Annotated in this window: 19 protein-coding genes; 11 read left to right on the forward strand and 8 right to left on the reverse strand. The window is 46.4% G+C overall.

The window, feature by feature from the left end:
- Window positions 1-23 precede the first annotated feature (23 nt).
- Window positions 24-1,919: a putative ATP-dependent zinc protease gene (locus RH46_RS17335; protein WP_006880817.1), complete on the reverse strand. Its 1,896-nt coding sequence runs from the start codon at window positions 1,917-1,919 to the stop codon at window positions 24-26.
- 225 nt (window positions 1,920-2,144) lie between these two features.
- On the opposite strand from RH46_RS17335, the gene RH46_RS17340 reads away from it, so the two are divergent.
- On the forward strand, window positions 2,145-4,463 hold the full coding sequence (locus RH46_RS17340; RefSeq protein ID WP_006880818.1) for a Tex family protein: 2,319 nt from the start codon (window positions 2,145-2,147) through the stop codon (window positions 4,461-4,463).
- Between the two features lie 100 nt (window positions 4,464-4,563).
- Here RH46_RS17340 and RH46_RS17345 read toward each other — a convergent pair whose 3' ends face one another.
- The gene (locus RH46_RS17345) at window positions 4,564-5,034 is read right to left on the reverse strand and encodes a hypothetical protein (RefSeq protein WP_006880819.1); all 471 of its coding nucleotides are present in this window, start codon (window positions 5,032-5,034) and stop codon (window positions 4,564-4,566) included.
- Window positions 5,035-5,143: 109 nt separating this feature from the next.
- Window positions 5,144-5,950: a pimeloyl-ACP methyl ester esterase BioH gene (gene bioH, locus RH46_RS17350; protein ID WP_006880820.1), complete on the reverse strand. Its 807-nt coding sequence runs from the start codon at window positions 5,948-5,950 to the stop codon at window positions 5,144-5,146.
- A 220-nt stretch (window positions 5,951-6,170) separates the two neighbouring features.
- Here bioH and RH46_RS17355 point away from each other — a divergent pair, with 220 nt between their 5' ends.
- From RH46_RS17355 to cysQ, 4 genes are all read left to right on the forward strand, one after another.
- The gene (locus tag RH46_RS17355) at window positions 6,171-6,713 is read left to right on the forward strand and encodes a ComF family protein (RefSeq protein ID WP_006880821.1); all 543 of its coding nucleotides are present in this window, start codon (window positions 6,171-6,173) and stop codon (window positions 6,711-6,713) included.
- Window positions 6,714-6,799: 86 nt separating this feature from the next.
- Entirely contained in the window at window positions 6,800-7,387 is a 588-nt protein-coding gene (gene nfuA / locus RH46_RS17360; RefSeq protein WP_006880822.1) for a Fe-S biogenesis protein NfuA, read from the forward strand.
- Window positions 7,388-7,509: 122 nt separating this feature from the next.
- The gene (gene nudE / locus RH46_RS17365; RefSeq protein WP_006880823.1) at window positions 7,510-8,058 is read left to right on the forward strand and encodes an ADP compounds hydrolase NudE; all 549 of its coding nucleotides are present in this window, start codon (window positions 7,510-7,512) and stop codon (window positions 8,056-8,058) included.
- 65 nt (window positions 8,059-8,123) lie between these two features.
- Complete coding sequence (gene cysQ, locus RH46_RS17370; RefSeq protein WP_006880824.1) at window positions 8,124-8,951, forward strand: 3'(2'),5'-bisphosphate nucleotidase CysQ; 828 nt, start codon at window positions 8,124-8,126, stop codon at window positions 8,949-8,951.
- Between the two features lie 190 nt (window positions 8,952-9,141).
- On the opposite strand, the gene recG is transcribed toward cysQ, so the two are convergent.
- The 5 genes from recG to gmk all read right to left on the reverse strand — a co-directional run bounded on the left by recG (window position 9,142) and on the right by gmk (window position 15,436).
- Window positions 9,142-11,220: an ATP-dependent DNA helicase RecG gene (gene recG, locus RH46_RS17375; RefSeq protein ID WP_006880825.1), complete on the reverse strand. Its 2,079-nt coding sequence runs from the start codon at window positions 11,218-11,220 to the stop codon at window positions 9,142-9,144.
- Window positions 11,221-11,551: 331 nt separating this feature from the next.
- Window positions 11,552-12,235 (reverse strand): tRNA (guanosine(18)-2'-O)-methyltransferase TrmH, encoded by a 684-nt coding sequence (trmH, locus tag RH46_RS17380; RefSeq protein ID WP_006880826.1) that lies wholly within the window; start codon window positions 12,233-12,235, stop codon window positions 11,552-11,554.
- Window positions 12,236-12,302: 67 nt separating this feature from the next.
- Entirely contained in the window at window positions 12,303-14,423 is a 2,121-nt protein-coding gene (gene spoT, locus RH46_RS17385; protein ID WP_006880827.1) for a bifunctional GTP diphosphokinase/guanosine-3',5'-bis pyrophosphate 3'-pyrophosphohydrolase, read from the reverse strand.
- Window positions 14,424-14,463: 40 nt separating this feature from the next.
- The gene (gene rpoZ / locus RH46_RS17390) at window positions 14,464-14,736 is read right to left on the reverse strand and encodes a DNA-directed RNA polymerase subunit omega (protein ID WP_004410883.1); all 273 of its coding nucleotides are present in this window, start codon (window positions 14,734-14,736) and stop codon (window positions 14,464-14,466) included.
- Window positions 14,737-14,812: 76 nt separating this feature from the next.
- Window positions 14,813-15,436, reverse strand: a complete 624-nt coding sequence (gmk, locus tag RH46_RS17395; RefSeq protein WP_006880828.1) for a guanylate kinase — start codon at window positions 15,434-15,436, stop codon at window positions 14,813-14,815.
- Window positions 15,437-15,914: 478 nt separating this feature from the next.
- Between gmk and RH46_RS17400 the strand changes: the two genes are divergently transcribed.
- The 6 genes from RH46_RS17400 to RH46_RS17425 form a co-directional block, all read left to right on the forward strand.
- The gene (locus RH46_RS17400) at window positions 15,915-17,744 is read left to right on the forward strand and encodes a DUF1800 domain-containing protein (protein WP_006880829.1); all 1,830 of its coding nucleotides are present in this window, start codon (window positions 15,915-15,917) and stop codon (window positions 17,742-17,744) included.
- Between the two features lie 4 nt (window positions 17,745-17,748).
- Entirely contained in the window at window positions 17,749-19,062 is a 1,314-nt protein-coding gene (locus RH46_RS17405; RefSeq protein WP_006880830.1) for a DUF1501 domain-containing protein, read from the forward strand.
- Between the two features lie 113 nt (window positions 19,063-19,175).
- On the forward strand, window positions 19,176-19,601 hold the full coding sequence (locus RH46_RS17410) for a phosphate-starvation-inducible protein PsiE (protein WP_006880831.1): 426 nt from the start codon (window positions 19,176-19,178) through the stop codon (window positions 19,599-19,601).
- Between the two features lie 374 nt (window positions 19,602-19,975).
- Window positions 19,976-21,334 (forward strand): TackOD1 domain-containing metal-binding protein, encoded by a 1,359-nt coding sequence (locus tag RH46_RS17415; protein WP_006880832.1) that lies wholly within the window; start codon window positions 19,976-19,978, stop codon window positions 21,332-21,334.
- On the forward strand, window positions 21,321-22,637 hold the full coding sequence (locus RH46_RS17420; RefSeq protein WP_006880833.1) for a glycosyltransferase family 2 protein: 1,317 nt from the start codon (window positions 21,321-21,323) through the stop codon (window positions 22,635-22,637). The genes RH46_RS17415 and RH46_RS17420 overlap by 14 nt, the downstream gene beginning before the upstream one ends.
- Window position 22,638: 1 nt before the next feature.
- The coding region (locus tag RH46_RS17425) for an HlyD family secretion protein (protein ID WP_006880834.1) at window positions 22,639-23,668 on the forward strand (1,030 nt) is incomplete at its 3' end.

Consider the following 23,668-nt stretch of genomic DNA (forward strand, 5'->3'; position numbering starts at 1 on the left):
CCCGCACCAGGCGGGACTTTTTATTACTGCTCAGATTCTGGCGGTTCAGTGATTAGGTAGTTACTCTCACTGGCAACCACAGCGCCATATTTAAGGAAGTTTTTGCCCAGAATCATGCTGTAATGGAAGCGACTGCGATCTTGCAGGTTAACGCGGATTTTCTTTTCCAACTGACCCAGCGTTACATGCATTTCAACCACTGGTCGAGTGGTTGCCTTCTCTCCCTTCTTAGCGGTGATGGTCATGCTATCGACCACTTTTCGGGTAAACTCTTTTTTAACGCCCTGATCGTTCTCATAGGTAAAGCTAACCATCTTTCGTCCATCGCGAGTGAACTGTTTGATGTTCTGTGCATTGATTGAGCTGACATCAGCGCCAGTATCTAACTTGACCGGAAAACTAAGTCCATCAACTTGAGCGACTTCAATATGGCCGGCCTTAAACAGTGGATAGGTATCGAGCAGGTGGTCACTGCGAGTATTGATTAATACCCCCTCTTTCGACATTTTCTGACCAATTACAAAGTAGTCTTCGGTTTCATTTTCAGACAGCACATCAATGGCATATGGTAGTTCGACTGGTTCTCCGTAAAGCATGAACGTACCAAATACCACCGGGCGAATCGAACTGCCAACCTTAAGCTTTTTGTTGATCGGCTTAGAGAACTGCTTCGCTTCGCCATCCGCAGTAGTGAGGTAGTAGGTTACCCACTCCTTACCTTTTTTATCGAACATCTCAAAGCTGGCAACTTTGAGCAGCGGTGTTTTTACTGTCATAGATGGCTCGGCGTCGAGAGTGATGCCATCTAAGGTTAATGACTCACTGCCAGAGACCTGCATAGCTTTGGAGTCAGGGCTGAATGTTTTGGGTTTACCTGCTAACAAAGACTTCTTACTTGTATCGAGCATAAAGCGTTCGTTGAGAGTATTTTTGCCTAAACGCAGTTGAGAACCAAATTTACTGCGATCACTTAAGTAGACTAACCAGTGTTGGGTAGGCTGGTTTGGAGTATCAATAGGCACAACGACCATCGGACGCTTTTCACCACTGACATTCAGCATTCGCGCCACAGGTAAAGTGAGTAACTTACTCTTACCCTGACTATCCTCGACGTTGAAAGTGACTCGTTGAGTCTTGTCGTCAATCTCAATGTCAGTAGCATGCAGCGAGCTGTAATTGTTGCTCAGTGAGTAACTGATCTTCTGCTTTAAACCAGCAATTGTGACAGTCTCTTTGTTTCCGATAAGCTGGGCATTTTTCTGTTGCTGTAGATAGTCGTATCCGGCAAGTACCCAGGCATTGTTATTGAGGAAAGTTTTGCCGATCAAAATTGGTGAAGAGAACTGGCTACGATCAGTTAAGTTCACCTCGGTCATCACTGTTTTGTCGGCAATGGTTAACGGTAAGGTGACTGTCGGACGTAGAATCGGCTGTTTTTGTGTGCGGTTACGGATTACCCCGACTCGCGTTATTGGTCGGGAGATCTCTATCGACTTGCCGCTTTGAGGCTGAGTGACAGTAAAAGTGACATTAACCTTATATGGCTTAAATAACTCCGCATTCCAGTTATCGTAATGAACTTTATCTATTGGTTCATAATCGATCAGTGCTCGCATCAGTTCCTGATCGCGTAATTTATTGAACTTGGGGTGATCGCTTGATACATGGATATCAGTGGCATGCATAGAGGTAGTATCAGCACCAGTATCAATCTTGCCAGCAAAGGCGATTCCTTTTAATTGCTCGACATCATTGAGGTAGACGTTTTCAACTCGGCCCAAGACCAGTTTATTCTCCAGGGTGTAAGGCGGATGTTGGGTGGTGGCATTTAACGCACTGCCTGCAGAGTCACTTTCTGCAAAAGAGAGTGAGGAGAAGGAAACGGATAATACAGAAAGGGCCAGCAAGATTTTTTTCATAGTGGTTCCATATGCACATTGTTCGTTCAAAGGTATGAACGAAGTTAGTTCCATTTTTCTGATATTAGTTCTGATTTTACCTATAGTTCTGACATAACTTTCACACAATTGCCAACCGTTCAGTCAAACAATTGCGTAACCTTGCTAGTGACAACAAAAAGTGTTGGTTTTTACTTTCATTACCCCAATATATTAGACGTTTAACATAAAAAAGAGATTCAACGGATGAGCCAAGCTATCTGTAATTTGATTGCTCAAGAACTCAATGTTCGCTCTGAGCAAGTCACCGCTGCTGTTAACCTGATTGATGATGGCAATACAGTTCCATTTATCGCTCGTTACCGTAAAGAGGTGACGGGTGGTTTAGATGACACTCAGCTGCGAAATCTAGATAGTCGCTTATCCTATTTGCGTGAGTTAGATGAACGTCGTCAAACCATCCTTAAGTCCATCCAGGAACAAGGAAAAATGACGCCAGAGCTAGAGGCCGATATTAATCAGGCTGATAGCAAAACTCGTCTGGAAGACCTTTACCTACCTTATAAGCCAAAGCGTCGCACTAAAGGCCAGATTGCCATTGAAGCTGGACTAGAGCCGCTAGCAGATAAACTGTGGAACGAACCACAAACAGAACCAGAAACTGAAGCTGCTGGTTATATTGCTGCTGACAAAGGCATTGAAGATACCAAGGCGGCGTTAGATGGTGCTCGTGCGATTGTCATGGAGCGCATTGCTGAAGATGCTAATTTACTTGAGAAGATTCGCCACCACCTGAATCGCAATGCAGAGCTGGTATCGAGAGTCGTGGCAGGAAAAGAGCAAGAAGGCGAAAAATTCAAAGATTACTTCGAACACAATGAAGCTCTGAGCAAGGTTCCTTCACACCGTGCATTAGCCATGTTGCGTGGTCGTAACGAAGGTTTCCTCACTTTGGCTATGAACGCTGACCCGGCACAGGAAGAGAGCGTACGTCAGTCCTATTGTGAGACGATCATCAGTGACCACTATGGTATCTCACTCAGCAGTGCACCTGCTGACGCATGGCGTAAACAGGTGATCAGTTGGGCGTGGCGCATCAAAGTATCCATGCACATGGAAACTGAGCTGATGGGCGCAATGAAAGAGCGCGCAGAGATTGAAGCAATCGAAGTATTTGCCACTAACCTTAAAGACCTGCTTATGGCGGCTCCTGCTGGACCGCGTGCAACACTTGGCCTCGATCCGGGTCTGCGTACCGGTTCGAAAATTGCCGTGGTTGACTCTACTGGTAAAGTCTTAGCGACTGAAACCATCTATCCACATCCACCACAAAAGCAGTATGACAAGTCGGCACAAATTGTTGATGCACTGGTACGCAAATACAACGTTGATTTAATTGCGATTGGTAATGGTACTGCATCACGTGAGACAGACAGCTTTGTTGCTGACTTAATTAAACGTGGCAACCTGAAAGTTCAGAAGATTATGGTCAGTGAGGCTGGTGCTTCGGTTTACTCTGCATCTGAACTTGCGGCGAAAGAATTCCCTAATCTTGATGTATCACTGCGTGGTGCGGTGTCGATTGCACGTCGTCTGCAAGACCCGCTTGCCGAACTGGTGAAAATCGATCCTAAGTCGATCGGTGTCGGCCAATACCAACACGATGTCAGCCAGTCGATGTTAGCCAAGCGACTGGATGCGGTTGTCGAAGACTGTGTGAACGCGGTTGGCGTGGATGTTAACACTGCGTCTCCTGCACTTCTGACTCGCGTTGCTGGGCTATCAAGTACGATCGCGCAGAACATCGTTGATTACCGTGATGCTAATGGTCGTTTCGAAGCGCGCACTACTTTGAAGAAAGTGGCGCGTCTTGGGCCTAAAGCATTTGAACAGTGTGCTGGCTTCTTACGCATTATGGATGGTAAGAACCCGCTGGATGCTTCGTCTGTTCACCCTGAAGCGTACCCGGTAGTGAAAGCGATTGCAGAGAAGAACCAAAAAGATGTCAAAGCTCTGATTGGTGATACTCAGTTCCTTCGCGGCTTACATGCAGTGGATTACACCGATGAAAGCTTTGGTGTTCCAACGGTGACAGACATCATTAAAGAGCTTGATAAGCCGGGTCGTGACCCTCGCCCAGAGTTTAAGACCGCCACTTTTGCAGATGGTGTTAACGAAGTGTCTGATCTGGAGCCGGGCATGGTGCTGGAAGGTGTGGTTTCTAACGTGGCTAACTTCGGTGCCTTTGTCGATATTGGTGTTCATCAGGATGGCTTGGTACACATCTCAGCTCTGACAGATCGTTATGTTTCTGATCCACGTGAAGTGGTCAAGGCGGGTGATATCGTCAAAGTGAAAGTGATGGAAGTGGATGTTAAACGTAAGCGAATCGGACTGTCTATGCGCCTTAACGATGAGCCGGGACAAGACAATCGAGCGCAGCGCTCTAGTGCGCCTCGTGGTCAGCAGCGCCAGCCTCAAGGGGGGCAGCGTCGCCGTGAAGAGTCTCAGAACAATGCGATGGGTGGCGCGTTTGCCGCTGCTTTTGCTAAGGCGAAACGTTAAGTAACCTAATCATTGTGACTTAACAAACAAATCCCCGCAGTAGTGCTACTGACGGGGATTTTTTCGGCATTACCTTATCGCTGCGAACAACGACAAGGTACTACAACACCGCAATTACATCAGAGGGAGTGTTGGGAGCAACCGCATCGCCGTAATGAAATTTAATCACGGTTCTACGTTTGGCCATCATCCCTTCTGTTATCGCCGCATCGATTATGCGTCTCGGCAATCGAAAACGCATGGCGTAGCCTTTACCTTGATGTTCGCTATAACTGTCCAGTGCCAGCAACTGGAATAACCGTTCGAGTGTGTCCTTGGGTTCTTCCTGATAGAGCGAAATTGCTTCACCGCTTTGTTCCGTCTCATAGCTAGGGTGCTCTGAGGGGTCCCAGGATGATTGCTTTCGCCGCTTATCGTCAGCTGTAACCTTTCGTTCTGCGTTGCTCTTGGTCAATGCAATAGTAGGAGCAATAGGTTCACGGACTTTATTGTCCCGAGCTGCTTGCTCCGTTTGCACATTAACCGATGGGGCGATGAGTGGAACACTTACGTTCGTAGGTGATACGAGCATTATTTATCTCCTCACGCCCAACCTGCAGAGTTGTTACTCCGTTCGGTTAGTATATTTATCGACCAGTTTAGTCAGATATTTAGCGTCGTTTACAAATTGTTTCACAAAGCTATTGTGAGAGGTCGTCAGAGATAAACTGTTTCACTTGTTGGCAGAAGCTCTCGAGTTCCGTCATAAACGGTGCGTGTGAGGACTCGGCAAAGACATATTGGTTACTGTGAGGTAGCAGACGATCAACATCACTCGCCACTTTGACTGGAACCAATCCGTCAAGGCGACCGTAGAGACGAAGTACTGGAAGAGTCAGGTTCTCGAGCTCTGCGCGATAGTCAATGTCGGCCAACAGCTGAAGACCAGCGAGTAGCGCACTAGGATTAGGTGTTGGACGGGATAGCACCGCTTTCTTAAGCTGTTTGACGTCGTGTCGGGCTGACGGACTGCCCATTGCTTGCAGTGCCATAAAGCGTTCGATAGTTAACTGGAAATCTTCAACCAATTGTTCAGTGAATGCTGTTAACACATTGGGCTGGATTCCACGCCAAGGGCGCTCCGCCGCAAACTTAGGTGAGCTTGCTACTGTGATGAGTTTATTCACTCGTTGAGGGTAGTTTAGGGCAATATGAGTCGCCAACAGCCCACCCAGTGACCAGCCTAACCAGGTCGCTTTGTGTGGAGCGTCCGTAAGTACCTGCTGGGCAAGGTCGTCCATATTAACGAAACTTGACTGATGGCTGTGGCCAAATCCAGGCAGGTCGACGACATGGACACAATAGTGCTGGCTTAGTGCGTCAACCGTTTGCTGCCATACCGCACCGTTCATTCCCCATCCATGAATGAGGACTAAGTCTTCACCTTCACCAACAGTGTGCCAATACAAAGCTTTTGCGTTGATCTCAGTTTGTGCCACTTTTTCCATCTCTTAATTCCCGCCCCTATTGCCACAATTGAACATCATTGTTGTTTGGAGTTTGGCTATGTTAGCGCAAAGGGTAGCAAAATACATCGCGGACCTGTTGCCAGTGCATTGTGAGATTTGTTGTCTTGAAGTCGGGCGAAAGAGTTCTATTGGCGGGTTTTGTCACTATTGCCGTCACTACTTTCAGCCGCTTCCAAGGTGCCAGACGTGCGGTTTACCTATGGTCGCAGAGGTAGTTGCATGTGGAGAGTGCCTTAAACATCCACCGATTTGGCATCGCGTTTATTGTGTTGGCGATTACCAGCCTCCACTATCTAGCTATGTTTACCGTTTTAAATATCAGGGACAGTTTTGGCAGACCGGAAAGCTGTCATCATTACTCGCGACAAGAATTGACCAGCCAGCACAATTACTGACCAGTGTGCCGATGCACTGGCGGCGCTATTGGCGACGTGGCTATAACCAGAGTGAGATGCTGGCGAGTTCATTGGCAAGCAGGCTTGAACTACCTTATCAGTCGCTATTTAGACGAGTTCGAGCGACACCTCCTCAGGCAGGGCTAAACAGAGCTCATCGGAAAGACAATTTGCGCGGTGCGTTTTCGATAAAATCACGGCCACTTGCTGTCGAACATGTCGCCATAGTTGATGATGTTCTCACTACAGGCAGTACAGTGTATCATTTATGCAAACTACTGCTTGATGCGGGCGTCAAAACCGTTGATATTTACTGCATCTGCCGCACTCCTGAACCAGCAAGTTAGCCGAATTTGACTAAAATGCTAGATCTCTCAGCGTTCAGGAGTAGAATGGTCAACTAATAGCCTACAAAATTACTCAGGTATTCGTCGTGTCAAATACAATTACTATTACTGAAACTGCCCAAAAACACTTTGCTAACCTGTTGGGTCAGCAACCTGACGGCACTAATATTCGTGTATTCGTTGTTAACCCTGGAACTCAGAATGCTGAATGTGGTGTATCTTACTGCCCACCTGAAGCGGTTGAAGCTACGGATACTGAGCTAGCATTTGAAAGTTTCTCTGCTTATGTTGATGAGTTGAGCCTGCCATTCCTGGAAGACGCGGAAATTGATTTCGTAACAGATAAAATGGGCTCACAACTTACTCTGAAGGCTCCAAACGCGAAAATGCGTAAAGTCTCTGATGATGCTCCGCTTGTAGAACGTGTAGAGTATGTGATTCAGACTCAGGTGAACCCTCAGCTTGCGGGTCACGGTGGCCACGTTAACCTGGTAGAAATCACTGAAGAGGGCGTTGCTATCGTTGCGTTCGGCGGTGGTTGTAACGGTTGTTCAATGGTTGATGTAACACTAAAAGAAGGCATCGAGAAAGAGCTACTACAGCAGTTTGAAGGTGAACTGTCTGCAGTACGTGATGCGACTGAACATGACCGTGGTGAGCACTCTTACTACTAATAGGTTCATTTAACCGAATGAAATACATAGGGTTGGCTGTTGTGCCAACCCTTTTTTTTGTTTTCAAAGCGGTTTAATTTCTCATATATTAATAACTTCAACTTTCGCAAAGGAGCAAGCTTGTGGCTAAACGGACTCCACCAGAAATTCTGGCCAAGAATACGGTCGCACAATCTCGGCTATTTACCATTGAAGCGTTGGATCTACGCTTTAGCAATGGTGAAGAGCGCACCTATGAACGAATGAAGCCTAGTGGTCGCAATGCAGTGATGATGGTTCCTGTAACGGCTCAAGGGGATATTTTGCTTGTTCGAGAGTATGCCGCTGGTACGGAGCGTTATGAGCTTGGTTTTCCTAAAGGTTTGATCGATGCGGGAGAAACACCGCAACAAGCCGCGGAACGTGAATTGAAAGAAGAGATCGGTTTTGGTGCCCGTAAATTAACACCTTTAAAAGAGGTCGTACTGGCGCCGTCCTATTTCTCAAGCAAAATGACCCTATTCATTGCTGAGGATCTATACTCAGAGCAATTGGAAGGTGATGAACCTGAACCATTAGAAGTGGTTCGTTGGCCTCTGGCGCAAGCAGAAGAGTTACTAACGCACCTCGATTTCAGTGAAGCGCGCAGTATTACCGCGTTATTACTGACTCTACAAAGACTAAAACCATAATGATTGTCTCCCTTGATTAATGAGCCTGTCGAGGGAGCCAATAAGTAGAGTGCTAAGGATTTTTTATGCCAATAACAAAAGACCTCTCGCATCATTTGCCTGCAGTGATTGAGATTGCCCGTTCGGCAGGGCAGTTGATTCTCGATATCTACGAGAAAAAAGAGTACGAAGAATTTACCAAGAGTGATGAAACTCCTGTTACCAGCGCTGATATTGCCGCGCATAAGCTGATCGTTGAGAAGCTGACTGAGCTGACTCCCGATATCCCAGTGTTATCTGAAGAAGCTGCAGACATTAGTCTGGATAAACGTTCTCAGTGGAGCCGCTACTGGTTAGTTGACCCGCTGGATGGTACCCAAGAGTTCATTGCCCGTAGTGGTGATTTTGCAACGATTATCGCGCTGGTAGAGAACCACAAACCTGTCATGGGCGTCGTTTATGGTCCCGTCTCTGGTGTCACTTATTACGCATACCAAGGTAAAGGCGCGTGGAAGATCCCCGATCTAAGTGAAAGTGTGCGGATCAAGACACATCAGCATGATGGTCAAAAGAGCCCTATCGCCATAGCGATCAGTCGTCGCCAGGACATCAACCGCATTACTAGCCGTATGAGCTGTGGCTGGAACTATGATTTGGTTCCACTCGGTTCTGCAGCATTGAAAGCCTGTCTGGTTGCTGAAGGAGCCGTAGATTGCTATCTGCGTCTAGGCCCTACTGGCGAATGGGATACCGCTGCGACTCAATGTATTGTTGAGGAAGCGGGTGGACGTATCCTGAGTACGCTACTGGAGCCGCTGTCATACAACGAGCGGGATACCTTAGAGAACCCTAACTTTATTGTGCTGGGTGACGAGAGCCTGCCGTGGGACGAAATTCTTCAGGTTAAGGACTGAGAGAGTTTTGAGAGTGGACTTCGTCCTGCGAGAATTTAGAGCGCTTCGCTTCGAGATCGGGCTTCGCCCTTCGAGAGGTGCGCGTTATAACTGCTGCGTAGGTATCTGATACAGAGTTTTTTGTTAGGGACTTACGTCTTAAATACAGAAAAAGGTTGACGCCTTAACGTCAACCTTTTCTCGCATCTCGCTATGCTTTCGAATAAACATCCCTCTCACCCAACCAGCGATCGATAATCGCGGCGGCATTGTCCGGATAATTATCGTGAATATGACGCGCAATGCGTTGAACTTCTGGGATCAGGCGCTGGTCTCGTACTAAGTCGGCGATTTTGAAATCGGCCATACCAGTCTGTTTGGTGCCGAGCAGTTCGCCGGGACCACGAATCTCCAGATCTCTCTGGGCAATGACAAAACCATCGTTACTTTCTCTGAGCACGCCTAAGCGTTTTTGAGCGGTTTTCGACAGCGGAGAGTGATAGAGCAGGACACAGTGACTCGCGACGCTACCACGTCCTACACGACCTCTGAGCTGGTGAAGCTGAGCCAAGCCCAGACGTTCTGGGTTTTCGATAATCATTAAGCTTGAGTTTGGCACATCCACACCGACTTCAATGACTGTGGTCGCGACCAACAGATGGAGCTTATTGTCTTTAAAGTCCTGCATGACGGCTTGCTTTTCTGCGGGTTTCATTCGGCCGTGCACTAAGCCGATCTTCACATCAGGCAGTTTTCGTTGTAACTCTTCGGCGGTATCCGCGGCTGCCTGCGCTTCGAGAACTTCCGATTCATCAATCAGAGTACACACCCAATAGGCTTGTTTACCTTCATTCAGGCAGGCGTTACGCACTCGTTCAACGATGTCATCTCGTTTGGTATCGGGAATCGCGACGGTCTGAATCGGCGTTCGGCCCGGTGGTAGTTCATCGATCACTGACGTTTCCAGATCGGCGTAGGCTGTCATTGCCAGAGTGCGTGGGATCGGAGTTGCCGTCATAATCAATTGGTGAGGGTAAGCGCCTTGTTTAGCGCCTTTCTCTCGTAGCTCAAGTCGCTGGTGGACACCGAAACGGTGCTGTTCATCGATGATTACCAGAGCTAAATGGTCGAATTCAACGTGCTCCTGAAACAGGGCATGAGTACCAACGACCATCTGAGCTTCACCACTGGCAATTTTTGTCAGCTCTGCCTCTTTGGCCTTGCCCTTCAGTTTTCCTGCAAGCCAGCCGACCTTGATACCCATTGGTTCAAACCAGTTAGCGAAGTTGATCGCGTGTTGCTCAGCAAGTAGCTCTGTTGGTGCCATTAATGCCACTTGATAGCCATGTTCAAGGGCTCGAAGCGCTGCCAGTGCGGCAACCAACGTTTTACCTGAGCCTACATCGCCCTGAACCAAACGCATCATAGGGTGAGGTTTCACTAGATCCTGTTCGATTTCCTCAACCACGCGACTCTGGGCGTTGGTCGGTGAAAAAGGGAGTTGGTCAAGCAACTGTTGCTTAAGTTTGTTTGCGACTGGTAGCGGCAAGGCTGCATCTTGCTGCCCTTTACTACGTACCGACAGCATAGATAGGTTCTGCGCTAACAACTCTTCGATGATAAGACGAATTTGTGCTGGATGTTTCCCTTGATCAAACTGGTCCAGATCGATACTTGGCGGCGGTCGATGAATGGTATGCAGTGCTTGTGTAAGTGTGGTCTGGTGGTCGTAAAGTCCGCTCGGCAGCAACTCTTGTACTGCTGCTTTGTCGAGTAGCTCTAATGCTTGGTCTGTCAGGTTGCGCAGGGTTATCTGTCTTAATCCATCGGTGGTCGGATAGACAGGTGTTAGCGACTGTTCAACTTCGGCGCTTTGGTTCGGAGCATAGAATTTGTAGTCAGGATGAACGATCTCTAACCCGTAGCCGCCACGTTTAATTTCGCCATACGCATGAACCGTCTTACCCTCTGCGAAGTTGTTTTTCATCGCCGCGGTAAAGTTAAAGAAGCGTAGGGTAATAGTGCCATTGCCATCGCTAATTTTGACAGTAAGCATTTTGCGTTTGCCAAACAGAGTATCAACACTCATCACCTTGCCCTGCACGGCCGCCCACAGGCCTGCATGAAGCTTGACGATAGGGTAGATACGAGTGCGATCTTCGTAACGTAAAGGTAGATGAAATAGCAGGTCTTGAACTGAGTTGAGGCCCACTTTAGCGAGCTTTTCTGCTACTTTGGCACCAACACCAGTCAGAGAAGTCAGAGGGATGGCAGATAACAGTTGCGACATACAAAGCTCGGTAAGTTATTAGTGAGTAGGCAAATTGCCTTAATAGTTAACCATTGGGCTGTGTTTTTGTACAGGAAAAAATGAAGAGCGAAGAGCAGGTTGCGCCCTGAGAGAATCTAGAACGCTTCGCTCCGAGAACGGGCTTCGCCCTACGAGATTTTAGAACGGACTTTGTCCTTCGAGAGGATCTTGTGGTGAGAGAGTCGAAAGTTGCAGGCAGTGCTGGCTAATATTTAAGTTTGATTGTCTGAATTTAAAAGAAAAGGGTTGGCACTGTGTGTCAACCCTTCCAAGACTTTCTCGCTTCTCGCTTCTCGCTTCTCGCTTCTCGCTACTTTTTCTGCATCTCTGCCCACCAGTCGTCATCTGCAACGATCTGGCCTTGGTCATCAAGAGGTGGGTAGGCAAGTCCTTTGCGTTTCGCGACTTTGGCTAATACAGGGTGGCCGCGTTCAAACAGCAGGCGGTGGATAGTTTCTTCTGGTACTGAGCTGGTTTCATTGTCATACATACCAGCTGCCTGACGTTGACGTTGTGCTTCATACAGAATAACGGCACTGGCAACCGAGACATTGAGCGACTGAACCATACCAATCATTGGAATGATAATATCCTGATCAGCAAGCTGTTTTGCCTTCTCTGAAGCACCGACTTTTTCGCTACCCAGAATGATTGCGGTTGGTTTGGTGTAGTCAATCTCGCGGAAGTCGACTGCAGTATCAGATAGGTTGGTGACCAGTACCTGCATACCTTGTGATTTTAGCTCAGTGATCGCTTCTTCAATCGAGTCGTGTGTTTCGACATCTACCCAGTTTCTTGCGCCAGCAGAGGTGTGACTAAGGGTACGCATCTCATTAGGCCAGACTGCATGAATCTTATGGATGCCTGTTGCATCTGCAGTACGGATGACTGCTGAAACGTTGTTAGGTTTGTGGACTTCTTCAAGGCACAGCGTCAGGTCAGCCTGGCGAGCTTTCAGGACTTGTTGGATTCGGTTGTAGCGTTCTAAATTCATAATCTTATACAAAACAAAAGCCCTTGAAACGGTCATTTCAAGGGCAATGAATAATCAAATCAGAGTATTAGTTCTTACGTCGGCGAACTTTCAGTGTCTGTGGCATTGCTTTTATCTTACGCATGATACCAGCAAGATGGACACGATCTTTGGTTGTCAGTAGAACGGTTACCGTATACAAGCGACCGTCACGTTCTTCAGTCGACAGACCATGGATATTAGAGCCTGTTTTAGAGATGACATTAGTCAGTTCTGCCAGCGCTCCTTGACGGTTTTGTACGTCAACGGTGACTTCGGTAATGAACTCTTTGTCGTAATCTTCCGACCACTCTACCGCCATGTACTTATCAGGTTCTTTCTGATAGCCACGTACGTTTGGACACATTTCTCGGTGGACAACCAATCCACGACCCGGAGAGACGTGAGCAATAATGTGATCGTCTGGAATAGGATGACAACAGTTAGCAAACGTTAGCAGAATACCTTCAGCACCGCGGATAGGCAGTTTCTTCTTATTGCCATCGGTGTTGCTGTCGATTTCAGTCAGTTCATCAGCGTCACCCAGAAGACGACGTGCGATAACAATGCTCATCAGTTCGCCAAGGCCAATATCTGCCAGTAAGTCATCAATTGATTCGACTTTCAGGTCACCAAGAACGTGAGCTATGTTCTCTTCACTGATATCAGAGAGTGAGCGTTCACCCAGCGCATGATTAAGCAGGCGACGGCCAAGAGTAATCGACTCTTCGCGACGCATGGTTTTCAGAACCTGACGGATCTTAGTGCGAGCACGCGAGGTAACAACATAGTTGAGCCAAGCTGCGTTAGGGCGAGCTCCCGGAGCACTGATGATCTCAATAGTCTGACCATTTTTAAGCGACTTGCTTAGTGGGTACGGGTTGCGGTCAACACGTGCGCCAACACAGGTATTACCGACATCGGTATGTACCGCGTATGCGAAGTCAACGGCAGTTGCCCCAACTGGCAGTTCAACAATACGTCCTTTAGGCGTGAAGACGTAAATCTCATCAGGGAATAGATCGGATTTGACGTTTTCAATGAACTCAAATGAGTTGCCGGCGCTTTGTTGTAGCTCAAGCAGGCTTTGCATCCAACGCTGAGCTTTCACTTGAGCAGTCGTGCCAGTGCGCTCTCCGTTACCTTTGTATGACCAGTGCGCAGCGACACCTTTGTCCGCCATCTGGTCCATATCTTCGGTACGGATTTGTACTTCAACAGGTACGCCGTGAGGGCCGACCATTGAAGTATGAATGGATTGGTAGCCGTTGGCTTTTGGTACCGCGATGTAGTCTTTCATACGCCCTGGACGTGGCTTGTAAAGACTGTGCACCTGACCAAGTACGCGGTAGCAGGTATCTGCATCTTCAACGACAACACGGAAAGCGTAGATGTCCATAATGGTATGGAAGCGTTGCTCTTTGGTCTTCATCTTGTTGTAGATGGAGAACAGGTTTTTCTCTCGACCAAATACACGCGCGTTAAGACCTACCTCATCGAGGCGGCCTTCAATCTCATCATGGATGCGCTGAATCATCTCTTTACGGTTACCACGAGCCGATTTTACTACCTCTTTTAGTACGCGATAGCGATTAGGGTAGAGAGCTTCAAAACCAAGTTCTTCTAATTCGGTTTTGATGTTGTGGATACCAAGGCGGTGTGCCAATGGAGAGTAGATTTCAAGAGTCTCACGTGCGATACGACGTTTTTTGTCAGGGCGAAGCGCGCCCAAAGTACGCATGTTGTGAGTACGGTCAGCGAGTTTGATAAGAATAACGCGGATGTCTTGCACCATGGCAAGAACCATCTTACGGAAGTTTTCAGCCTGAGCTTCCTTGCGATCGCGAAACTTAAGCTTATCAAGCTTAGAAACGCCATCCACGAGTTCAGCAACGGTAGTGCCAAATTGAGCTTCTAGCTCTTCTTTGGTGACTTCTGTGTCTTCAATAACGTCGTGAAGCAGAGCTGCTTGAAGTGTTTCAATATCTAGGCGCATTTCAGCCAGGATACGAGCAACAGCAACAGGGTGGATGATATATGGTTCACCGCTAGAGCGGGTTTGCCCTTCATGGGCGTCTTTCGCTACCACATAAGATTGACGCAGAGCCTCAATTTGAGGCTCTGTTAGGTATTCTTGGGCAACGTCTTTGAGGCTATCAAATAGATACAAATTTTAGGCCCGGAAGATAGTTGTTGAAGAGAAGGTCTAATTAACGGCTGTGAGCAATGCTGCTAACAGCTGCTAGTTCAGCCGCTTCTTGCTCTTGCTGCTCTTGACGCTCACGTGCATCAAGGATCTCTTTAGTGATAAGACCTTCTTCGATTTCGCGTAGAGCGATAACCGTTTGCTTATCATTCTCTTCTGGCACTAGTGAATCTTTGCCACCAGTTTGCATTTGACGAGCGCGGCGTGCCGCAATTAGAACTAGGTCGAAACGGTTGCCAACTTTTTCAACAGCGTCTTGAACAGTTACGCGTGCCATGAGAACTCCAAATTAGTTAACTAAAATTTTGAATGACGAGAAATTATACAGGGTGTACCTTCCTAGTGTCTAGGACTTACTCCGCTAAAAGCGCTTCCAGCATGCCTTTATATTTATCAGCTTGCTTGTCTTGCTTCAATCTTTCTGCGCGAATGATGGCCTTAAAATCCATTAGTGCGGTATCGAAATCATCATTGACGATGACATAGTCATATTCGCCGTAATGAGAGATTTCAGATTTCGCTTCTGCCATGCGCTTGGCAATAACGGCATCGCTGTCTTGTCCACGAGCGTTAAGGCGACGCTCTAACTCACCATTTGATGGTGGCAGGATAAACAGGCTTTTAGCTAATGGCATTTGTTCACGGATTTGACGAGCACCTTGCCAGTCGATATCCAGGAACACATCAATACCTTTATTTAGGTTGTCTTCAATCCAAACGCGAGAGGTACCGTAGTAGTTACCGAAAACTTCAGCGTACTCAAGGAATTCCCCTTTTCCGATCAGCTCTTCGAAGTGCTCTTTTTGCACAAAGTGGTAGTGAACACCATCTTGCTCGCCAGGACGCATACCACGAGTGGTATGTGATACCGACACTTTCATCGCGTAGGTTGGGTTAGTTTCTAGCATGGCCGAGATCAGACTAGATTTTCCGGCACCGCTTGGTGCAGATACGATATAGAGAGTGCCTTTACCCATAGGTACGATTCCATATTTGGTTTGATGACTGTCAGTGTCTAAACCCTGACATATTTAAAGATAGCACTGACCTGATAAAACACCGGAGTGGTTAAAATTAGGCCAGAAAAATGGAGGCGAAGAGTAGCATAATCTAACGTTCAGAAACAAGTAGCGACCTCTTGAATCCTCCGTCAATGCTGCAGGTCTTTTCTGAGCATTAAAGTTTCTTCCCATGCAAAAGGTAAGGAATGCGTGCTCGGCATTCAGATTGTTCCTGTAGGGCTTTTCCCAATAACCCAGCTTGGCGTGATTTCGCTTCAGATGACTGATTAATTGAGTGGTTTGTCAGTATTTAGCAGAAAGATAATCGTCACAGCTATGAGTAGCAACCGAGTAAAGCCGTCTCACGCGACTCTCTTATTCAGGTTGGTGTTATTGGTTTTTCTTATCAGTAATTGCTCATATTCATCTGGTTATTGTTTAGGTGCTACGTGATATGAAAAAGAGTCTGCATTGTTTTATTTGCATCAGTGTCTTATCAAGCCAAGGGTGTTTCGACACGAGTTCAAAGCAAGGGCAGAACAACCAAGCGCCAGTTGCGCAAAACTATACTCACCAAGATACGTTGAAATATGGGCAAACTGTTTCTGTCGATCCCAACTCTGTAGGCGCAGACAGTGATGGGGATAACTTGAAGTTTTCTTCACTTGTTGCTGGAGAGGGTATTTCGACCACCATTGATGCAAATGGTAGTGCAACCATCACGATTCTATCTCCAGGTACTCATAAGGTCGCCTTTACCCTCACGGACGGGCAGTCTGTTTCCCGAACAGCGAATCTGACTTTTTCTGTTGATGGCGTTGATATCCAGCAAGCTCATCGGTTCTTTTTGCAGTCCACCTTTGGTCCGACACAGGAAGATATTGAAAATTTCGATCAATTACGTCCCCTTGAGTGGTTGGAAGAGCAGTTTGAGTTGCCAGTAACGTTACATTCTCCATTAACCCCTAACTGGGAACATGAAGAGCGTAATGACGCTTGGTTCAAGTTAAGCCTTTATGCGCCAGACCAATTACGTCAGCGAGTTGCATTTGTTTTAAGTGAGATGTTTGTTGTCTCACAGTATGGAGTATTGGCAAAACGACCAGCTGCAGCGATCTCGTATTACGATGCCTTGGTTGAGGGGGCATTTGGTAACTATCGAGATCTGCTCGAAACGGTTTCTCTGCATCCTGCTATGGGGCTTTATCTTACACTGGTTAATAGTCGCAAGATGAATGAAGCAACGGGCTCCATGCCTGACGAAAACTATGCTCGTGAAGTGATGCAGCTTTTTAGTATTGGTCTATATGAGCTGAACTTGGATGGCACACTGAAGAGAGATAGCGAGGGGAATACCATCCCGACCTATACCCAAGAAGATATCCTTAATGTCGCCCGTGTATTTACAGGCTGGCGAATGGGCGCTAACTATACTGTTCCCATGGTAGCAGAGCCCACTTACCACGATACTGGTAGCAAGCAGGCGTTGGGTCATACTTTTATTGCTGGGCAAACTCCCTTAGAAGATATGCGTCAGATGTTGGATATACTGTTTGAGCACTCCAACACGCCTGCTTTTTTTGCCAAGCACATGATCCAGAGGTTAGTCACCTCCAATCCTTCTCCCGCTTATGTTGAAAGGGTAGCTAAGGCATTTATTGATAATGGTAAAGGAGTCCGTGGAGACATCAAAGCTGTCGTCAAAGCAACCTTGTTAGATGAAGAAGCCCTCGGTGTTTCTGATGTGGCTCAGCCAATTAAATTAAAAGAGCCTATCATTGCTATTCTCAACCTGTATCGCGCTAATTTGACGTCATCGAACGATCCCGCTGTGAATTTGACCTCATTGACAGACTATCCAGCTGTTAGCGGTAGTAAATATGCCTATAACCCTGCGGGTCAAGGACCATTGCGCTCGCCATCAGTGTTTAACTTTTTTTCTCCTGACTATCAGATTGGTGCTGAGCGTAAATTGTCACCAGAAGCTGAGCTTCTTACTTGGTCAATATACAGCACTACCTACAACTATATGCGCAAATATATCAAGGGCACAAATGGGACTGGCCAGCCTGATCTTAGCTATTTTTCTCAGCATTTCGATGACCCGGATAAGTTAGTTAAAGCCATTAGCGAACTCTATTTTGGTAACAGCATTGATCCTGTCCTTGAGGCTGAGTTGCGCACAACTATTCAGGATGGTGCCAACACATCTAGTCGTGACTTTTATGCCGAAAGGTTAGCGGAGCTCGTTGTCAGTTCCGAAGAGTTTTTTATACAGGATTAATGTTATGTCGCTATCAAGAAGAACCTTTATCAAGGGCCTGGGCGCAACAACTATGGTGTCTCAGTTTGGTTGGGCTACATCGTCGGCGAACTTGAATGATTATCGAGCATTAGTGTGTGTTTTCCTTAGTGGGGGGAATGATGGCTTTAATACACTTATTCCGACTGATGACTCTCACTATTCTGAGTACGCATCAATAAGAGAACCGATCAAAATTGAGAAAAGTGACGTACTGCCAACCAACTTAACTTGTTTCGATAATGACGGAATGGAAGTTCAGCTGGGTCTGCATCCTGCGATGTCTGGAATACAGGAGCTCTCCAATCGAGGTTATGTTAACGCTGTGATTAATTGTGGAGTGCTCAAGCAACCAATGGAGCGAGGCGACAATGGTAATGAACCGAGCATGTTGTTCTCGCACAACTCTCAATCTCAAGAGTGGTTAAGAGGGAATGCTGCTAACCGAGCACTTCCCAGTGGGTGGGGTTCGCGCTTAATGCAGCAACTACTCTTAACCAGTAATCATTCGCCACTATACAGCTTTTCGGGTAACTCTCGATTGTTTCGTGGTGACATCAAATCGAATAGTTTGTCTCCCTCTGGTGCTAAAGGCGTGACAATGACGCCTGGTACATTAGATCAGTTTAAAGAGACTTTAGACAATCCGCGCCCTGAATATTTTAGAGAGTATATGCGTGGACTGATGCGTGATAGTGTTTACGCCAGCGAGCAGCTCGACAATATTTTAAGTGTAGAGTCGCCGGACCCTTATGGGGCATTACGATTAGATGCTGAAAACTCATTGAGTTTACAGCTGGATGCGGTGGTTAAGTTCATTGATAGCAGGGTCGCTTTGGGTCAGAACCGCCAGATCTATTATGTAAACCTTGGTGGGTTTGATACCCACGCAAATCAGGCGAATGATCACCATATTTTGTTGGAGAGCTTCAGCCGAGCGATGAAGAATTTTTACGATATTTTGGATGCGAAGGGGCTGGCTACACAAGTTACCAGTGTCACTATGTCAGATTTTGGCCGCCGTATTGTTCCGAATCATACGGGTACCGATCATGGCTGGGGCAACAATCATTTCATTATCAGTGGCGCACCTTTTACATCAAATACGACAGGAGTGTGGCCATCATTAGTTCCAGGCAGTCGGGACGACTTTTCAACCGGGCGCTTAATTCCGACTATATCAGTTGATCAAATTGGTGCGACGATGGCCCAGTGGCTTGGTGTTCAAGACTCCCAGTTAACAGCTGTATTTCCAAACTTAGATCGCTTTAGCCCGCAAACATTGCCATTGTTTGCCTAGTTAGCCTCAGGGGCTGGTAAAAGTCGACTAAAGGATGAACTCAATCTGGCCCTATTTGCTATATGTCGTGATAAACTACTCATTCAATTGATTTCTTATCGCGGAAAAAGGTTATGCCTTCTAATCTTCCAAAATCTTTCAGTAAACCTTTTCTTAAGAGCTTCCATATTCTGGAGGCCGTACTGCTGGTAGCGATTACCTTAGCTACCATATTTGCGATGATTGAAGAGTTTGTACACGTATTTACCGAAAAGCGTGTCTTACTTACAGATATTCTATTAATGTTCATCTATCTTGAAGTGCTGGCGATGGTGAAGCAGTTTGTTATGAACGGTAAGATCCCAGTACGCTACCCGATCTACATCGCCATGATGGCTATTGCTCGGTACATCACATTAGGAATGAAGGAACTCGATGCCACTTTAGTTGTTTGGCTCTCAGTAGCGGCCTTTATTCTTGCTGCGGCAACGCTGGTGATCAGAGTTGGTCATCATTACTGGCCATATGTTGACAGAACTACTCAGGAGAAGGACGAGTAGTCACCACTTAAATTTACATTTCTGCAGAGTCCAGCAGTGACTGCGCGGTATCGGTGCGGTTTTATTGTTCAATTAAGGTAATCATCAGGTTACTTTTTTCTTTTATAAGTCTCTAAAAAGCTAAATATTTGTATAAAAATATAAAAAAGCAAAGCATCTCACATGTGAGACTTTTCTTATGTCTTAATCTCCGCTCGCACATTTCCTCCACCTAGAAACTGGTCCTTTAGTTCAGCCTTGAATTGTGGCTCCGTTAATTGTTTTTGGCGAATGATTATTGAGTGGTGAACTAGACTTACTAAGCTAGTCAGGTTCAGTTGTTATGTGTTCATGAATGTTGTTTTCGCACTACTATTAATGTTTAGAGACGATATATGCCTTCTACTTCCCATTGCCTTTACTGGATTGGAAATAAGCCTTCACAGTTGGCCGAATATGAGCACGTTGTTCATTTCGAGTCCATTAATCAATTGCCTGATCATATAGGTGGAGCCATATGCTTCGACTTTGACGATCTGGAACTGCAAACTGAAGTTATTAAGCAGTTTTATGGCAAGCGCTGGTCTTGGTCTTGGTCGATTTTTACGACTCAAAGAAACGCTCTCTCAGACTGCCTGACAGATGGTGTCTTTGATGAAGCTTCCTGGCTGACAATTAGACGTGAAGCGGAACGCCGTCTCACCACTACGGCCAACGTGGAGCTGCTTGAACCGATAATTGGTTGGTTGAGTATCAACCGAGAGCGCAGTGTGATGTGTAGTAAGGATATTCGTTCGACTTCCCTTTATCGCTACCCAATTATCGAAGCCTTGTACCCGGAGTTAGACTCGACATATCGTTTTGTATTGGCTGAAAAGAGTAGAGGTATTCTTGACACCGTTGAGCTGATTGACCGTATCCGAGTCTGTTCAAAGTGCAACAGCGGTCACCTCAATTACGTTGACGTATGCCCAAGTTGCTCGAGTATTGATATTGAGTCTCAGAGCTCGTTGCATTGCTTTACCTGTGGACATGTCGATGATCAGCAAAGCTTCCTGCGCCGGGGAAAGCTGGAATGTCCTAAATGTATGACGCAATTACGTCATATTGGTGTCGATTACGACAGACCTCTTGAAAGTCACAAGTGTAATACCTGCTCAAGTCTGTTTGTCGAAGCGTCAACTTTAACTCAGTGCATGAGTTGCGATAGCAAAGTGCCAGTTAATGAGCTCGTTGTCAGGAAGATATATCAATATAGGTTAGGTGAGACCGGCGAGTATATTTTTCAGCATGGTAAGTCGATTCAGGCTCCTCAGTTGTCGATTAAAGGTAAAGTTGAAAGTGGTTACTTCCAGAACCTGCTCAGTTGGGTCAATAAAGTTGCTCTGAGACACAAGGAAGAGCACCTGCTTTTAGCACTCTACCTTCCATCGCTGGCTGATTATGGTAAGCAGTATGGAGACGCCAAATTGTTTGCTCTTATTGAGCAGATAACTTCGCGTTTAAGTAGCCTTTTTCGAGATACAGACATCTGCTGTCAGTACAAGCAAGATGTGTTGTTGGTCTTGATGCCAAAAACCAGAAAGCAAAGTTTATCTGCCGTGCAATTGAAGCTATCAGAGTTGAGTGAATTAATTGAAGAAGATGACTTTGAGCTTAATGTTCACGCCAGAAGCCTTCCTGACCCAGCTTTAAGTGCTGATGTTGAGTCTTGGTTAGAGGCATTACTGAGAGACATCTATGCTGCAGGATAGCTTAGCTCTACTTGGTTACTTTAAAGGAATGCTATTACACAATCAGGAGCTTTGGTTGCTGGTTTTCCCTTTGATGATAGTTATAGAGCTGCCGCTTTATCTTTTGGTATTAACTGGTATTTTCCGTTGGGCATATCGACCACAGGTGCAGGAGCCTACCTCCTTTCCTTCTGTAAGCTTTGTTATCACCTGTTACGGTGAGGGAGAGGCAATTGGTATCACTATCGACACCTTAGCTGAGCAGATCTATCCAGGGGTTATCGAAATTCTGGCTGTGGTTGATGGTGCTGTACAAAACCAGGACACCTATCAGGCGGCGGTGGATGGCGTGAAACGTCATGCTGACAGGCGAAATAGAATCGTTCGAGTCATTCCTAAGTGGCAGCGAGGAGGGCGAGTGTCTACCCTTAATGCCGGTTTGTCCGTAGCCAGCGGTGAAATTGTCATAAACGTTGATGGTGATACATCATTCGACAATGACATGGTTTTTACCATGATGAAGCAATTCTCCTCTCCGGAAATGATTGCTAGCGGTGGTGCGTTACGTGTGCGAAATCATGACCAAAATCTGCTAACCAAAATGCAGTCGTTGGAATACATGCTCTCAATGCAAGCGGGTAAAACGGGGATGGCGACTTGGGGGGTATTGAATAATATCTCGGGTGCATTTGGTGCGTTTCGCAAAAACATACTTCGCCAAGTGGGTGGTTGGGATACTCATACCGCAGAAGACCTTGATTTAACCATGCGTTTAAAGCAATACAAGCGGCGCTATCCGACCAACCAATTGGGGTTTGCCACTCAAGCCATCGGTCACACTGACGTTCCTGACACACTTAAAGGCCTGGTTCTGCAAAGACTTCGCTGGGATGGTGACTTACTGTTCTTGTTTCTGCGTAAGCATAAGCAGGGTTTAACCCCTGCATTACTTGGATGGGGGAACTTTATCTTCACCCTTGCGTACGGAGTTGTTCAGAACGTATTGCTGCCATTGCTGGTGGTGTTATTTACCTTATTTATGATCATTAGCTATCCGCCTTCATTCGTTATGGCTCTAATGTTGATGCTTTATTGTGTCTATCTAGTGCTATCAACGCTGCTATTTGTTGTTTATGTCGGCTTGATCTCAGAGCGTAAGAAGCAGGATTTGAAAGAGGCAAAGTGGTTATTGATTTATCCTATTTATCAATTTTTTATGCGCCTCATTACGGCGTTTTCAATGATTAATGAAGTCGTTAGACGAAGTCATGAAGAGTCGAGTATGGCACCTTGGTGGGTGCTGAAAAGAGGTAAAAGATTTTAGTATGAAAGTGAATTTTCATTTAGATAAAAAGAGTAAGCCACAGTCAGAAAGTGGTATCAAAGTTGTTTATGGTCAGGCTAAGCGCGGTGGCTATCGGGTTCGTTGGTATTTGATCCTTGCTATTGTTATCAGCCCATTACTAGCGATGGGTTATTACCTGTTTCGTACGCAGGTTCTGGTCACTGCACCTGCGATATTGACTACTAACCCCGTTACCATTAACGCGACTCATCCGAGTGTAGTGGGGCCTCTACCTTCAACAATCGGTAAAGCTGTGCTGAAGAAAGATACTTTAGTTTTGCTTGAAAATCATACTTTGGAACAAGAGATAAAGTTTATTCAGCAAGAGTTACTCAAATTACCGCAAGTAAGTGATAACCAGGTGGAGCGCTTGTATGTACAAGCAATTAGGGAGTCCAAGGACAGCTTGGATAAAGTCAATGAAATCAGAGAGAAGTATGCCAAGTACAGGGCAAAAGGTCAGGTCTCTGATGTTGACTACGCCTCAATTATCAGTAGCTACAATAGTCTTAACAGTCAACTGAACAGCCAGAAAATTGCTTATGCAGAAGCAAAGAGGAAGCAGGCTGAGACCATGTTAGCTGGGCCGATGGCATTAGAGTATCGGGCATTGATGAAGGAAATGGTGGTATTGCGATCAACTCAGAATGATCTCACCATCAAAGCGCCGTTTACAGGGCGAGTCATTGATGTTCATATTCGTGAAGGTGAGCAGGTTGATGTGGGGGACCCTCTTATCACCGTGTCGAAAAATATTACTCCTACCATCACTGCTTTTCTGGATCCAAAATACCTTAAACACAGTCATTTAGGGACTGAAGCGAAAGTTAAGTTTCCGGATGGAAAAACTTATCAGGCAATAGTTTCCAGTCCGGTTGAGGTAGTGAACAAACTGCCAGCTGAGCTACAAAGTCCGTTTGAAGGTCAACCCGCTTATCTTAAAGTCAACTTAAGCTTTGACGAAGCACTCGAAGAAAGACGCTGGATTGAAGGTGTTGAGGTTGAAGTTA

Source organism: Vibrio brasiliensis LMG 20546 (assembly GCF_000189255.1).
GTDB lineage: Bacteria > Pseudomonadota > Gammaproteobacteria > Enterobacterales > Vibrionaceae > Vibrio > Vibrio brasiliensis.